The organism is Streptomyces sp. SCSIO 75703, from assembly GCF_036607905.1.
Classification (GTDB): domain Bacteria; phylum Actinomycetota; class Actinomycetes; order Streptomycetales; family Streptomycetaceae; genus Streptomyces.
In genome coordinates this window covers 5,595,282-5,607,606 of the sequence record NZ_CP144555.1, presented here as the reverse complement: position 1 = coordinate 5,607,606, position 12,325 = coordinate 5,595,282, and the positions used below count along the sequence as shown (strand labels likewise).

General features: G+C 75.1%; 11 protein-coding genes. 3 read left to right on the top strand and 8 right to left on the bottom strand.

Annotation, left to right across the window (positions count from 1 at the left end; genetic code table 11):
* The first annotated feature begins 3 nt into the window (after positions 1–3).
* Complete coding sequence (locus VM636_RS24690) at positions 4–447, top strand: DUF6314 family protein (protein WP_053913485.1); 444 nt, start codon at positions 4–6, stop codon at positions 445–447.
* 10 nt (positions 448–457) lie between these two features.
* Here VM636_RS24690 and VM636_RS24685 read toward each other — a convergent pair whose 3' ends face one another.
* The gene (locus VM636_RS24685; RefSeq protein WP_030418124.1) at positions 458–1,021 is read right to left on the bottom strand and encodes a histidine phosphatase family protein; all 564 of its coding nucleotides are present in this window, start codon (positions 1,019–1,021) and stop codon (positions 458–460) included.
* 301 nt (positions 1,022–1,322) lie between these two features.
* Between VM636_RS24685 and VM636_RS24680 the strand changes: the two genes are divergently transcribed.
* Positions 1,323–1,517: a DUF1918 domain-containing protein gene (locus VM636_RS24680; RefSeq protein WP_030418123.1), complete on the top strand. Its 195-nt coding sequence runs from the start codon at positions 1,323–1,325 to the stop codon at positions 1,515–1,517.
* A 99-nt stretch (positions 1,518–1,616) separates the two neighbouring features.
* On the opposite strand, the gene VM636_RS24675 is transcribed toward VM636_RS24680, so the two are convergent.
* Positions 1,617–2,855, bottom strand: coding sequence for a family 10 glycosylhydrolase (locus tag VM636_RS24675; RefSeq protein WP_030418122.1), 1,239 nt, complete (start codon positions 2,853–2,855; stop codon positions 1,617–1,619).
* A 177-nt stretch (positions 2,856–3,032) separates the two neighbouring features.
* Here VM636_RS24675 and VM636_RS24670 point away from each other — a divergent pair, with 177 nt between their 5' ends.
* Positions 3,033–3,905: a 3-hydroxybutyryl-CoA dehydrogenase gene (locus VM636_RS24670; protein WP_030418121.1), complete on the top strand. Its 873-nt coding sequence runs from the start codon at positions 3,033–3,035 to the stop codon at positions 3,903–3,905.
* A 92-nt stretch (positions 3,906–3,997) separates the two neighbouring features.
* Here the strand turns inward: VM636_RS24670 and VM636_RS24665 are convergent, their stop codons facing one another.
* From VM636_RS24665 to VM636_RS24640, 6 genes are all read right to left on the bottom strand, one after another.
* Positions 3,998–4,549: an NUDIX domain-containing protein gene (locus VM636_RS24665; protein WP_338485755.1), complete on the bottom strand. Its 552-nt coding sequence runs from the start codon at positions 4,547–4,549 to the stop codon at positions 3,998–4,000.
* Positions 4,550–4,668: 119 nt separating this feature from the next.
* Positions 4,669–6,009 (bottom strand): transcriptional regulator, encoded by a 1,341-nt coding sequence (locus VM636_RS24660; protein WP_338485753.1) that lies wholly within the window; start codon positions 6,007–6,009, stop codon positions 4,669–4,671.
* Positions 6,010–6,401: 392 nt separating this feature from the next.
* Entirely contained in the window at positions 6,402–8,915 is a 2,514-nt protein-coding gene (gene pheT / locus VM636_RS24655) for a phenylalanine--tRNA ligase subunit beta (RefSeq protein WP_030418118.1), read from the bottom strand.
* Positions 8,915–10,036, bottom strand: a complete 1,122-nt coding sequence (gene pheS / locus VM636_RS24650) for a phenylalanine--tRNA ligase subunit alpha (RefSeq protein ID WP_078855664.1) — start codon at positions 10,034–10,036, stop codon at positions 8,915–8,917. Before pheS ends, pheT begins: the two co-directional genes overlap by 1 nt.
* A 147-nt stretch (positions 10,037–10,183) precedes the next feature.
* Positions 10,184–11,323 carry an ATP-binding protein gene (locus VM636_RS24645; RefSeq protein ID WP_030418116.1) on the bottom strand — a complete coding sequence of 380 codons (1,140 nt, stop codon included), beginning with the start codon at positions 11,321–11,323 and terminating at the stop codon, positions 10,184–10,186.
* Positions 11,324–11,372: 49 nt separating this feature from the next.
* The gene (locus tag VM636_RS24640) at positions 11,373–12,233 is read right to left on the bottom strand and encodes an RNA methyltransferase (RefSeq protein WP_030418115.1); all 861 of its coding nucleotides are present in this window, start codon (positions 12,231–12,233) and stop codon (positions 11,373–11,375) included.
* Positions 12,234–12,325 lie beyond the last annotated feature (92 nt).

Sequence of the window (12,325 nt, the reverse complement as noted above, 5' to 3'; positions counted from 1 at the left end):
ACGATGAGTGGGCAGTGGGCGGTTCCGGACGTCCTGGCGTACCTCGCGGGGCGGTGGCGGACTCAGCGGACCGTACGGGACCTGGACAGGGGCGCCGAGGGCCGCTTCGAGGGGTGCACCGTGTTCGAGGAGAGCGCGGACGGCGGGCTGATCGGCCGGGAGCGCGGGGAGTTCACCTGGCAGGGCGTGACCCGGCCCGCCGCACGCACGCTGCGCTACCTGCCGGGGACCGCGCCGGGCACGGCGGACGTACGGTTCGCCGACGGGCGGCCCTTCCACGACCTGGACCTGTCCACCGGGCGCCACGTGGCCGGGCACCCGTGCTCCGCCGACCACTACCGCGGCGAGTTCACCGTCCGCAGCGCCGTCCGGTGGCGGACGGTGTGGCGGGTGGCCGGGCCGGCGAAGGACCTGGTGCTGGTCACCGACCACGTGCGCGAGCACTGATCCGCGCCGCCTACAGGCACAGGTGCCAGCGGCCCGCGCGCCCGGTGACGGTGGTGGCCGACAGGGGGCGCACGTCGAGGTTCCAGTACGAGGCGGGCGGCGCGTTCAGCGCGTAGACGAGGGCGGCCCGGATCACCGAGGGCTCGGCGACCGCCACGAGCCGGTCGCCGTCGCCACCGGGCCGGGTGTCGAGCCAGCCGCCGACCCGGGTGATGAGGGCCAGCAGCGATTCACCGCCGTGCGGGGCGGCACGGGGATCGCTGAGCCAGGCGTCCACGGCGGCGGGTTCCCGGGCCATCGCCTCGCCGACGGTCAGCCCGTGCCAGCGCCCCATGTCGCATTCGCGCAGGGCGAGTTGGACGAGGGGTGCGTATCCGAGGGCGTCTCCGGTGGCGCGGCTGCGCGGGGTGGGCGAGCAGTAGCGCAACTCGGCCGCCGCCAGCGGCAGCAGGCCGGGCGCGGCACGCAGCACCTCGTCCCATCCGGACTGGTCCAGCGGCCGGTCGTCCCCGAAGCGCCCCCCGAGCAGCGGAGAGCCGCGTGCGGCCGCGACGAACGTGACCCGAAGCGCCATGCGGTGATGGTGGGCCGGGACGGGAGGCCGGTCAAGGGGTGCTCGCGCGGGATGACCGAGGGTGGCAGGGGCCTCACCGAGCGCAGGCGGCCCCGGGCCGGCCCGAGCCCCGGCGGCAGGTGTCCCGGGCGGCCGGTTGCGGCCCGCGCCGGCCGCTGCCCACACTGGTGTCGTCGGTGCTCCGCCGATGGGCACCCGACGGTGGCGGCCCGCCGACGGCCGGTGCGGAACCGGTCCGCGTCGCGGTGGCCCGGTGGGCCCGAGGCCGAACGGCGGACCGACAGATGAGGAGGCCGCGGACATGCACGCAGACAAGGGTGACCGCCTCGTCCAGCACGGCCGGGTGGTCGGACAGCAGGACAAGGTCGCGGAGATCGTCGAAGTCATGGGCGACAAGGGCAGCCCCCCGTACCGGGTCCGGTTCGAGGACGGCCACGAGGCCGTCTGCTCGCCCGGCCCGGACGCGGAGATCCGCCCCCGCGAGACACGGCGCTAGCACCGCTGCCGGCCGGAGGGGAAGGCCCTCCGGCCGGCGCCCACGGCCCGGCGGCTCCGGCCGCCGGGTCCCGTACGCCCGCTCCCGCCCGCCGGGTGGTCAGCGCGGGGGGCCGGCCGGGCGGCCGTAGTGGTCGGCCGTCACGCGGGCCATCGCGCCGATACGGTCCTCCGCCAGGTCCCTCGCCGCGAAGAAGACGTGGCCGCGCACCTCCGGGTGGAGCCGGGCGCGGGCCAGGTGCCCGGAGAGTTCGGCGGGGTCCTGCCACCGCGCGTCCTGGGCCGGGTCGCCGGCCTTGTAGAGCGCCTCGCCGATGTAGAGGCGGGTGCGGCTGCCCCGCACGGCCCCCGCCCACCAGGCCAGCAGCGTGGCGTAGTCGGCGGCGGGCAGGCCGACGTGCCAGTAGAGCTGCGGAACGACGTAGTCGAGCCAGCCCTCGCGCACCCAGGTGAGGGTGTCCGCGTGCAGGTCGTCGTAGGTCTGCACGCCCGCGGTCGTGGCCGAGCCGCGCGGGTCCGTGGCGGCGTTGCGCCACACCCCGAAGGGGCTGACGCCGAAACGGGCGGCGGGCCGCACCGCCCGGACCCGCTCGGCCGTCTCCCGCACCAGCCGGTCGATGTTGGCCCGCCGCCAGTCGGCCCGGGTGGCGAAGCCCGCGCCGTGGGCCGCGTGGCTCGCGGCGTCGTCGAAGTCCTCGCCGGCCACCGGGTAGGGGTAGAAGTAGTCGTCGAAGTGGACGCCGTCCACCGGGTACCTCTCCACCGCGTCCATGATCGCGTCCTGCACGAAGGCCCGTACCTCGGGGAGCCCCGGGTCGTAGTGGAGCCGGCCGGCGTACGGCACCACCCACTCGGGGTGGCGGCGGGCGGGGTGGGAGGGCAGCAGCCGCGCCGGGTCCGCGTGCGGGGCGACCCGGTACGGGTTGAACCAGGCGTGCAGCTCCAGGCCGCGGGCGTGGGCCTCGGCGACGGCCGTGCCCAGCGGGTCCCAGCCGGGGTCGCGCCCCTGGGAGCCCGACAGGTAAGCGCTCCACGGCTCGTGCGGCGAGGGCCACAGCGCGTCGGCCGTGGGCCGCACCTGGAGGAAGACCGTGTTGAGCCCGTGACGGACCGCGTTGTCGAGGTGCCGCAGCAGTTCGGCGCGCTGCTCGCCCGCGCGCAGCCCGGCCCGGCTGGGCCAGTCCCGGTTGGCGACGGTGGCCAGCCACAGACCCCGCATCTCGGTGGCGGGGGCCCCTCCCCGGCGTTCCTGTTCGGCGAGGGCGGAGGAGGCGGCCGGTGCCGTGGTGAGCGCCGACAGCGCGGCCACGGTGAAGGCCCGGCGGGAGACACGGCCCATGGACGACCTCCAGACGCTGCGGACCGATCCGCGCGGTCACGGATCGGGTACGGCCTCCCAGCATGCCCGACCCGGGCGAGGGTTCCGTGGCGCTCCGGGGGTAACGTGCACGATCGGAGCAGGCGCCGGTGACCCCGGGGGCCTGCCGCCAGAGCGTGGACGAGCGAAAGGGACGATGTGACCGGCATCTCGGGAGATATCGCACGCGTCGGTGTGGTGGGCTGCGGCCAGATGGGAGCGGGCATCGCCGAGGTGTGCGCCCGCGCGGGCCTGGACGTCAAGGTCGCCGAGACCACCGGCGAAGCCCTGGAGATCGGCCGGACCCGGCTGTTCACCTCCCTCGCCAAGGCCGCCGAGCGCGGGAAGATCACCGAGGAGGAGCGGGACGCGGCGCAGGAGCGGCTCGGCTTCACCACCGACCTCGGCGAGTTCGCCGACCGTGACCTGGTGATCGAGGCCGTGGTCGAGAGCGAGCAGGTGAAGACGGAGATCTTCCAGGTGCTCGACCAGGTGGTGGTCCGCCCGGACGCGATCCTGGCCTCCAACACCTCCTCGATCCCGCTGGTCAGGCTGGCGGTCGCCACCTCGCGGGCGGACCACGTGATCGGCATCCACTTCTTCAACCCGGCCCCCGTGCAGCAGCTCGTCGAGCTGATCCCGGCCCTCACCACCTCCGAGGGCACGATCAGCCGGGCGCAGCTCTTCACGGAGAAGGTGCTCGGCAAGCACGCCATCCGCGCCCAGGACCGCTCCGGGTTCGTGGTCAACGCGCTGCTGATCCCGTACCTGCTCTCCGCGATCCGGATGTTCGAGTCGGGGATCGCCAGCCGGGAGGACATCGACAACGGCATGGAGATGGGCTGCGCCCACCCGATGGGGCCGCTGAAGCTCTCCGACCTGATCGGCCTGGACACCGTGGCCTCGGTCGCGCACTCCATGTACGAGGAGTTCAAGGAGCCGCTGTACGCCGCTCCCCCGCTGCTCCAGCGCATGGTCGACGCGGGCCGGCTGGGCCGCAAGAGCGGCTCCGGCTTCTACACCTACGGCTGAGACGCCCGCGTCGGGCCGGGACGCACGACAGCGCGGACCGGCCCCGGGCGGCTCTCCCGGCCGCTCCGCTCCCGGCCCCAGGACTTCCGGCCTCAGGAGGCCCGGTTCCGGTCCCGGCCGAGGCGCAGGTGGTGCAGGAGGAGCAGGGCGGCGGCCATGCCGGCGGCGGGGACCTCGCCCCGGGCCACCAGGTCCGGCACCAGTTTGAGCGGGACCCATTCCCGGCGGTCCGACTCGAAGTCGTCCACCGGATGTCCGACGTACTCCCCGCTGTCCGACCAGTAGACGTGGTGGCGGGCGTCGCTGAGGCCGTTGGAGGGCTCCACGCTCAGCAGGTGCCGCAGCGGACCGGGCCGCCAGCCGGTCTCCTCCTCCAGTTCCCGGGCCGCGGCGGCCCGCACCTCCTCGCCGTCCTCGACGACCCCGGCGGCCAGTTCCCACCCCCAGCTGTCCGTGATGAACCGGTGCCGCCACAGCAGGAGCACCTCGTCGGCCGCGTTCACCACGGTGGCGGCGGCCACCGCCCGCAGCCGGATGAGGAAGTGGTCGAGACGGCGGCCGTCGGGCAGCCCGACATCCGCGAGGTTGACGCTGAACCAGCGATTCGCGTACACCGTCTGCTCGTCTCGCATCGTCCACTGCACGGCCGCGCCGCCTTCCGTCGGGTAGGGGGCAATATCGCAGCCGGGCCGGGGCCCGCAGCAGGCGCACGGCACCCGCTCACGGGGCACCGCGGGCGCGGGGACACGCGGTCCCCGGCCGGTCACAGCGGAACGCGCAGCGCCCCGTCGATCAGCTCGGCCGCCTCCGCCGTACCGGCGCGGCCGCTGCGCACCAGGTGCGCGCGGACCGTGCGCAGCCTCTCGCGCAGCCGCCGGGACTCCATGCCCCGGGCCTGTTCGGCCATCCGCACGGCCGTGGCCACCGCCCTGTCGGCGTCCCCCTGGCGCAGGGCGACGGTGCTGAGCATGGCGAGCCGGTGCACCCGGCCGCGGTCGTGCGCCGGGTTGTCGACGGCCGCCGCCGCGTGCTCCTGCGCCGCCGCGAGTTCGCCCAGGCTGAGCAGGGCCTCCGCCACCTGGACGTTGACCAGTCCGGGCTGGACGTAGCCGGTCTCCTCGGGCTCGTGCCCGCGCAGGATGCGCCCGGCGGCCCGCTCGGCCCGCCGGATGCAGGCCAGGGCCCCGGCCGCGTCGCCGAGGCGCGCGTACGCCTTGGCCTGCATCGCGTACAGGTCGGAGGCGAGCGCCTGGGTGGTCTGCCCGCCGGCGGCGCGCAGCGCGGCCTCGGCGAAGGCGACGGCCTGCCGGTACTCCCGCAGGTACAGCGCCTGGTTGACGAGGAGCGCGATGACGTAGGCGCCCAGGGCCCGGTCGCCACTGGCCTTGGCGAGGCGCAGGGCCTGGTGGAAGTAGCGCTGGGCGAGGCCGTGCGCGTCGGAGTCGTACGCGCAGATGCCGGCCACCGCGACCAGGCCGCCGGTGGCCCGGTGGAGCCGGCGTCCGACGGCGTCGGGGTAGCCGCCGCGCAGCAGCGGGGCGGCCTCGGCGGTGAGGAAGCCGACGACGCGGTCGCGGGTCGCCATGCCGCCGGCCTTGCGGTACATCTGCTCGTAGTGGGCGCGGGCCGCGCGCAGCATCTCCAGGTCGGCCGGGGTGACCCGGTGCGGGCCGCTCCGGGAGACGTCCCCGTCCTCGGGCGGGTTCTCCCACTCCCAGACCGGCATCACGGCGGGGGTGCCGGCGAGCGCGGGGGCGCCGAGCAGGTGCGGGCGCCGCTGCCGGTCGGAGCGCCACAGGGCGGTGGCCCGGTCGACGAATCCGCCGAGCGGGCCGGTGTGCGCGGCGGCGGGCTCGCCTGGCCGGCCGAGGCCGACGTCGTCGAGGTCGACCGGGCGGTCCAGCCGGGCGGCGAGGACCTCGCAGATCAGGTCGGGGACCTGGCCGCGGGGGCGCTGGCCCTTCAGCCACCGGGCCACGGCGGTGTGCTCGTAGCGCAGGGCGAGGCCGCGCGCCCGCCCGGCCTGGTTGACGTGTGCGGCCAGCCCCGCGTGCGAGACGCCCGCCTCGTCGAGGAGCGCGTCGAGGAGAGTGTTGGGATGCATTCAGGCCCCCCGGGTGGCTCGGTGCCGTCAGCGTAGTGTGCCGCCCTTCACACGGGGTGTGAACGCGGTACGCGGATCCGTACCGTGTGCGCGCTGTCGCGCGGGGTGCCGGGCCGCTTGACTGGGCTGACTCGCAAGAGGCCGGCCGGGCCGCCGGCTCCCCCTCGTACAGCGGTGGCCCGCCTTCGGCCGCCCGCCCCGCGACCCGCCCGACACTCCTGGCGGGGCGGGCGGCCCCGCCGGCATCTCCCCTCCCCTCCCCCGTGCGGACTCCTCCGCGGGTGCGTCGCCGCGCTCCGGCCGGTTCGCGGCCGAACGCACGGTTCCCCGCGCCCCGAGGGGAGGATCCCCCAGGGGCGCGGGGAACCGTGTACCCCGGTGCCGCTCTCTCGCTAGGCGCGCAGCACCGCGCCCACCCGCTCGCCCGCGAGGGCCACCGCCGCGTCGCGCGCCGCGGACGCCTCGTCGACCGTCAGCGTGCGGTCGTCCGCGCGGAAGCGCAGCGCGTACGCCAGCGACCTGCGGCCCTCGCCGAGCTGCTCGGCGTTGTCGTAGACGTCGAACAGGCGGATGGACTCCAGCAGTTCGCCGGCGCCCTCGCGCAGCGCCGCCTCCACGTCCGCCGCGGGGACGTACGCGTCGACGACCAGGGCGACGTCCTGCGTGGCGACCGGGAAGGTGGAGATGCCCGGCGCCCGCGGGGTGTCGTCGCCGACCCGCTCCAGGACGTCGAGGTCCAGCTCCATCGCGCAGGTGCGGGCGGGCAGGCCGAGGCTCTTCACGACCCTCGGGTGCAGTTCGCCCGCGTGGCCGACGACGCGCTCGGCGCCGTCCTCGGTGACGACCAGTTCGGCGCAGCGGCCGGGGTGCCACGGGCCGTACTGGCCCTTGCGGACGGTGAGTTCCGCACCGGCCTCGCCGGCCACCGTACGGGCGGCCTCGACGGCGTCGGCCCAGTCGGCGGGGCGGCCCTTGCCCCACCAGCCGGCCTGTTCGCGGGCGCCGGCCAGGACCACGGCGACGTGCCGGGGCTGCTCGGGCAGGGCGGCGTCCAGCGCGGCCAGTTCCCCGGCGCCGGGGCGCCGGTCGACGGCCGGGTGGACGGCGGTCCGCCCCTGCTCGCGCGGGTGGAAGACCAGCCCGGTCTCGAAGAGCGCCAGGTCGTGCGAGCCGCGCCCGTCGTTGCGGCGCAGGGCGCCGAGCAGACCGGGCAGCAGCGAGGTGCGCAGCGCGGGCTCCTCGTCGCTGAGCGGGTTGGTCAGCCGCACCACGCGCCGGGCCGGGTCGTCGGCCTCCAGGCCGAGCTGGTCGAAGACCTGCTCGGAGAGGAACGGGTAGTTCGGCGCCTCCACGTAGCCGGCGCCGGCCAGGGCGCGGCCCACGCGGCGGTGCAGCCGCTGGCGGTGGGTGAGGCCGCGGCCCGCCGGGGGCCGGGGCAGGGTGGTGGGCAGGTTCTCGTAGCCCTCCAGCCGGATGACCTCTTCGGCCAGGTCGTTGGGGTCGGTGAGGTCGGGCCGCCAGGACGGGACGGTGACGATCAGCTCGTCCTGCCCGTACACGTCGCAGCCGACCTCCTGGAGGCGTCGCACGACGGTCTCGCGGCCGTAGGAGACGCCCGCGACCTTGTCCGGGTGGTCCGCCGGGATGGTGAGCGTGGTGGGGGCGCCCGGCGCGACGACCTCGGTGACACCGGCGTCGGCGGTGCCGCCCGCGAGCAGCACCAGCAGGTCGACGGTGCGCTGGGCGGCGGCCGCGGCGGCCTGCGGGTCGACTCCCCGCTCGAAGCGCCGGGACGCCTCGGAGGAGAGCTTGTGGCGGCGGGCGGTGCGCGCGATGGACACGGCGTCGAAGTGGGCGGCCTCGATGACCACGTCGCCGGTGGCCTTGGCCGGCTCGTCGTGGTCGCCGATCTCGGTGTCGGCGCCGCCCATGACGCCGGCCAGGCCGATCGGGCCGCGCTCGTCGGTGATCACCAGGTCCTCGGCGTCGAGGGTGCGGGTGACGCCGTCGAGGGTGGTGAGCTTCTCGCCGGGCTCGGCGCGGCGCACGCCGATGGTGCCCTGGACGAGGGAGCGGTCGTAGGCGTGCAGCGGCTGGCCGATCTCCATCATCACGTAGTTGGTGATGTCGACGGCGAGGGAGATCGGGCGCATGCCGACCTTCTGCAGCCGGCGCCGGAGCCAGATCGGGGAGCGCGCGTCGGGGTTCAGCCCGGTGACGGTGCGGGCGGTGAACCGGTCGCAGCCGGCCGGGTCGGATACCTGGACGGGGTGGCCGAAGGCGTTCGGGCCGGGGACGTCGATCAGGGCCGGGTCGCGCAGCGGCAGCCCGTAGGCGGTGGCGGCCTCGCGCGCCACGCCGCGGATCGACAGGCAGTAGCCGCGGTCCGGGGTGACGGCGATGTCCAGGACCTCGTCGACCAGTTCCAGCAGCTCGATGGCGTCCTTGCCGGTCTCGGTCTCCGGCGGCAGGACGATGATGCCCTCGGTGCCGTCGTCGCCCATGCCCAGCTCGTCGCTGGAGCAGATCATGCCGTGCGAGACCTTGCCGTAGGTCTTGCGGGCGGAGATGGCGAAGCCGCCGGGCAGCACGGCGCCGGGCAGGACGACGACGACCTTGTCGCCGACGGCGAAGTTGCGGGCGCCGCAGACGATCTCCTGCGGCTCGCCGGTGCCGTTGGCCCCGCCGACGTCGACGGTGCAGAAGCGGATCGGCTTGCGGAAGCCCTCCAGCTCCTCGATGGTCAGGACCCGGCCGACGACCAGCGGCCCCTTGAGGTCGGCGCCGAGGTGCTCGACCGTCTCGACCTCCAGACCGGCCGAAATCAGCTTGGCCTGCACGTCGCGGCCGGTCTCGGTGGCCGGCAGGTCGACGTACTCCCGCAGCCAGGAAAGCGGGACCCGCATCAGATCTCCATCCCGAACGGCCGGGTGAACCGGACGTCACCCTCGACCATGTCTCGCATGTCCTCGACGTTGTGGCGGAACATCAGCATCCGCTCGATGCCGAACCCGAAGGCGAAGCCGCTGTACTTCTCGGGGTCGACGCCGCAGGCGGTGAGCACCCGCGGGTTGACCATGCCGCAGCCGCCCAGCTCGATCCAGCCTTCGCTGGAGCAGGTGCGGCAGGGCCGGTCGGGGTTGCCGACGGAGGCGCCCTTGCAGACGTAGCAGAGCATGTCCATCTCGGCGGACGGCTCGGTGAAGGGGAAGAAGTTCGGCCGCAGCCGGGTCCTCATGCCCTCGCCGAACAGCGACTGGACCATGTGGTCCAGGGTGCCCTTGAGGTCCGCCATGGTCAGGCCCTCGTCGACGGCGAGCAGCTCGACCTGGTGGAAGACGGGGGTGTGGGTGGCGTCCAGCTCGTCGGTGCGGTACACGCGGCCGGGGCAGATCACGTAGACCGGCGGCTCGCGGTCGAGCAGGGAGCGGATCTGCACCGGCGAGGTGTGGGTGCGCAGCACGACGCCGGACTCGGTGCCCCCCTTCGGGCCGCGCACGAAGAACGTGTCGGCCTCGCCGCGGGCCGGGTGGTCCGGGCCGATGTTGAGGGCGTCGAAGTTGAACCACTCGGCCTCGGCCTCGGGGCCCTCGGCGACCTCGTAGCCCATGGCGACGAAGACGTCCTCGATGCGCTCCGAGAGCGTGGTGAGCGGGTGGCGGGCGCCGGCCGGGACGCGGTCGTAGGGCAGTGTGACGTCCACCGCCTCCTCGACCAGCACCCGGGCGTCACGCTCGGCCTCCAGTTCGGCCTGGCGGGCGGCGAGCGCCTTGTTGACGGCGCCGCGGGCCTGGCCGACGCGCTTGCCCGCCTCGGCCTTGGCCTGTGGGGGCAGGGCGCCGATCTCACGGTTGGCCAGCGCCAGCGGGGAGGTGCCGCCGGTGTGGGCGACCTTGGCCTCCTGGAGCGCGTCGAGGGAGTCCGCGGCGGCGAAGGCGGCGAGCGCCTCGTCCCGCATGCGCTCGATCTCTTCCGGTTTCAACGCCTCGACCTCGACAGGGTCGTACGACTTATTCGGTGCCGACATCTCTTCCCGTGCTTCCGATTGGCTGGCTGATGGTCCCCGTCACCGGCTCGTGGACGAAGCGTCTCCGTCAGCGGGACACAAAGGTGCCAGAGGCCGAGTCTAACGGGGCGGGGGAACGCGGACGCGCCCGTGGGGGCCGGAGCTCTCTCAGCCGAGGTACGCCGGCGTCGCCACGGGCAACGTAAAGCGGAACTCGGCCCCGCCGCCGGAGGCCCTGCCGACGGTGATGGTGCCGCCGTGGGCCTCGACGATGCCCTGGACGATGTAGAGCCCGAGGCCGGTGCCGCCGCGCTTGCTGCCCCGCCAGAAGCGGGTGAAGACGCGGTTCATGGACTCCTCCGGGATACCGGGCCCCTCGTCGCTCACGGTGACCGACGTGCCGGCGTCCTCTCCCTCGCGGGGGGACGCGGTGGGCGTGATGTCGATGGTGACGGTTCCCTCGCCGTGGCGCACCGCGTTTTCCAGCAGGTTGCTGAGCACCTGGTCGATCTTGTCGGGGTCGGCCCACAGGGCGGGCAGCGGCTGGGAGAGGCGGAGCAGGAAACGGTCGGCGGGCTGTCCGGCGGCGACGTACGCCTGGATGTGGCGGCCGACGGCGGCGCCGATGTCGACGGGCTGGCGGCGCACCTCCAGCCGGCCGGAGTCGATGCGGGAGATGTCGAGGAGTTCGGCGATGAGCCGGGTGACGCGGTCGGCGTCCGCGTCCACGGTCTCCAGCATCAGCCGCTTCTGGTCGTCGGTGAACCGCTCCCACTTGGCCAGCAGGGTCGCGGTGAAGCCCTTGACGGACGTGAGCGGGGAACGCAGTTCGTGGGCGACGGTGGCGATCAGCTCGGCGTGGCTGCGCTCGGTGCGGCGGCGGGCCTCGGTGTCGCGCAGGGCGACGACGACGCGGCGGACCGGGCCGGTGGGCTCGGCGCGCACGTACCGGGCGCTGACCAGGACCTCCCGGCCGCCGGGCAGGAGCAGGTTCCGCTCGGGCTGGCGGACGCGGATGGCGAGGCCGCCGTAGGGGTCGGTGAGCTGCCACCAGCGGCGCCCGTCGAGGTCCTCTAAGGGGAGGGCCTTCTCCAGGGGCTGTCCGAGGGCGTCGGCGGCGGCGACGGCGGTGATGCGGGCGGCGGCGGCGTTGAAGCAGACGACGTGCCCGTGCTCGTCGGCGACGACGAGCCCGTCGGGCAGGTCGTCGGGGTCGAGTCCGAGGCCGGTGGGGTCCGCCGGCCGGCGCGGCGCGGGAGGGCGCCCCGTCCGGCCCACTCCCGGTGCGCTGCTCGTGCCGACGCTCATCCCCGTACCCCACCTCTCAGCCGCGCAGGGCCCCGCGCCGGTCAGCCTACTAGCTCCCGGTGACGGAGCGGCACCCTCCGTCGGCGCGCTGTGCCCGCGCCGACGCGTAGAGACATACGGCGGCGGCGGTCGCCAGGTTCAGGCTCTCGGCCATCCCGTGGATGGGGACGCGGACGACGGCGTCGGCGAGGGCCCGGGTCTCGGCGGGCAGGCCCCACGCCTCGTTGCCGAAGACCCAGGCGGTGGGGCCGCCCATGGTGCCCCCGTCCAGTTCGGCGTCGAGGTCGTCCTCGCCGGCGCCGTCGGCGGCGAGGACCCGTACGCCGGTGTCCCGCAGCCGTTCCACGGCCTCCTCGACGGGGACGCCGACGGCGACGGGCAGGTGGAACAGGGAGCCGACGGAGGCGCGGACGGCCTTCGGGTTGTACAGGTCGACGGAGGCGTCGGTGAGGACGACGGCCTCGGCGCCGGCCGCGTCGGCGCAGCGCAGCACGGTGCCGGCGTTGCCGGGGTCGCGGACGTGGGCGAGCACGGCGACGAGGCGGGGGCGGGCGGCGAGGATGTCCTCGAAGGGGGTGTCGAGGAAGCGGCAGACGCCCACCAGGCCCTGCGGGGTGACGGTGGTGGAGATGTCCTCGATGACCTGCTCGGCGGCGAGGTGGACTCGGGCGCCGGCGTCGCGGGCGGCGCCGACCACGTCGGCGTGGCGGTCGGCGGCCTCGGCGGTGGTGAACAGTTCGACGAGGGTGGGGGCGCCCTCGCCGCGGTGGGCCGCCGCCTCCCGCACGGCCTGGGGTCCTTCGGCGAGGAAGAGCCGTTCCTTGCTGCGGGCGTTCCGCTTGGCCAGCCGCCGGGCGGCGGTGACGCGGGCCGAGCGGGGCGAGATCAGCTCGGGGGTGGCGGGGCGCATGTGTTCACCTTCATCAGCGACTCTCCGCCGCGACGGGGTCGGGCCACGACGGCGGTTCCGGGGTGCCGGCGGCGGGTCGCCGCCGACGCAGC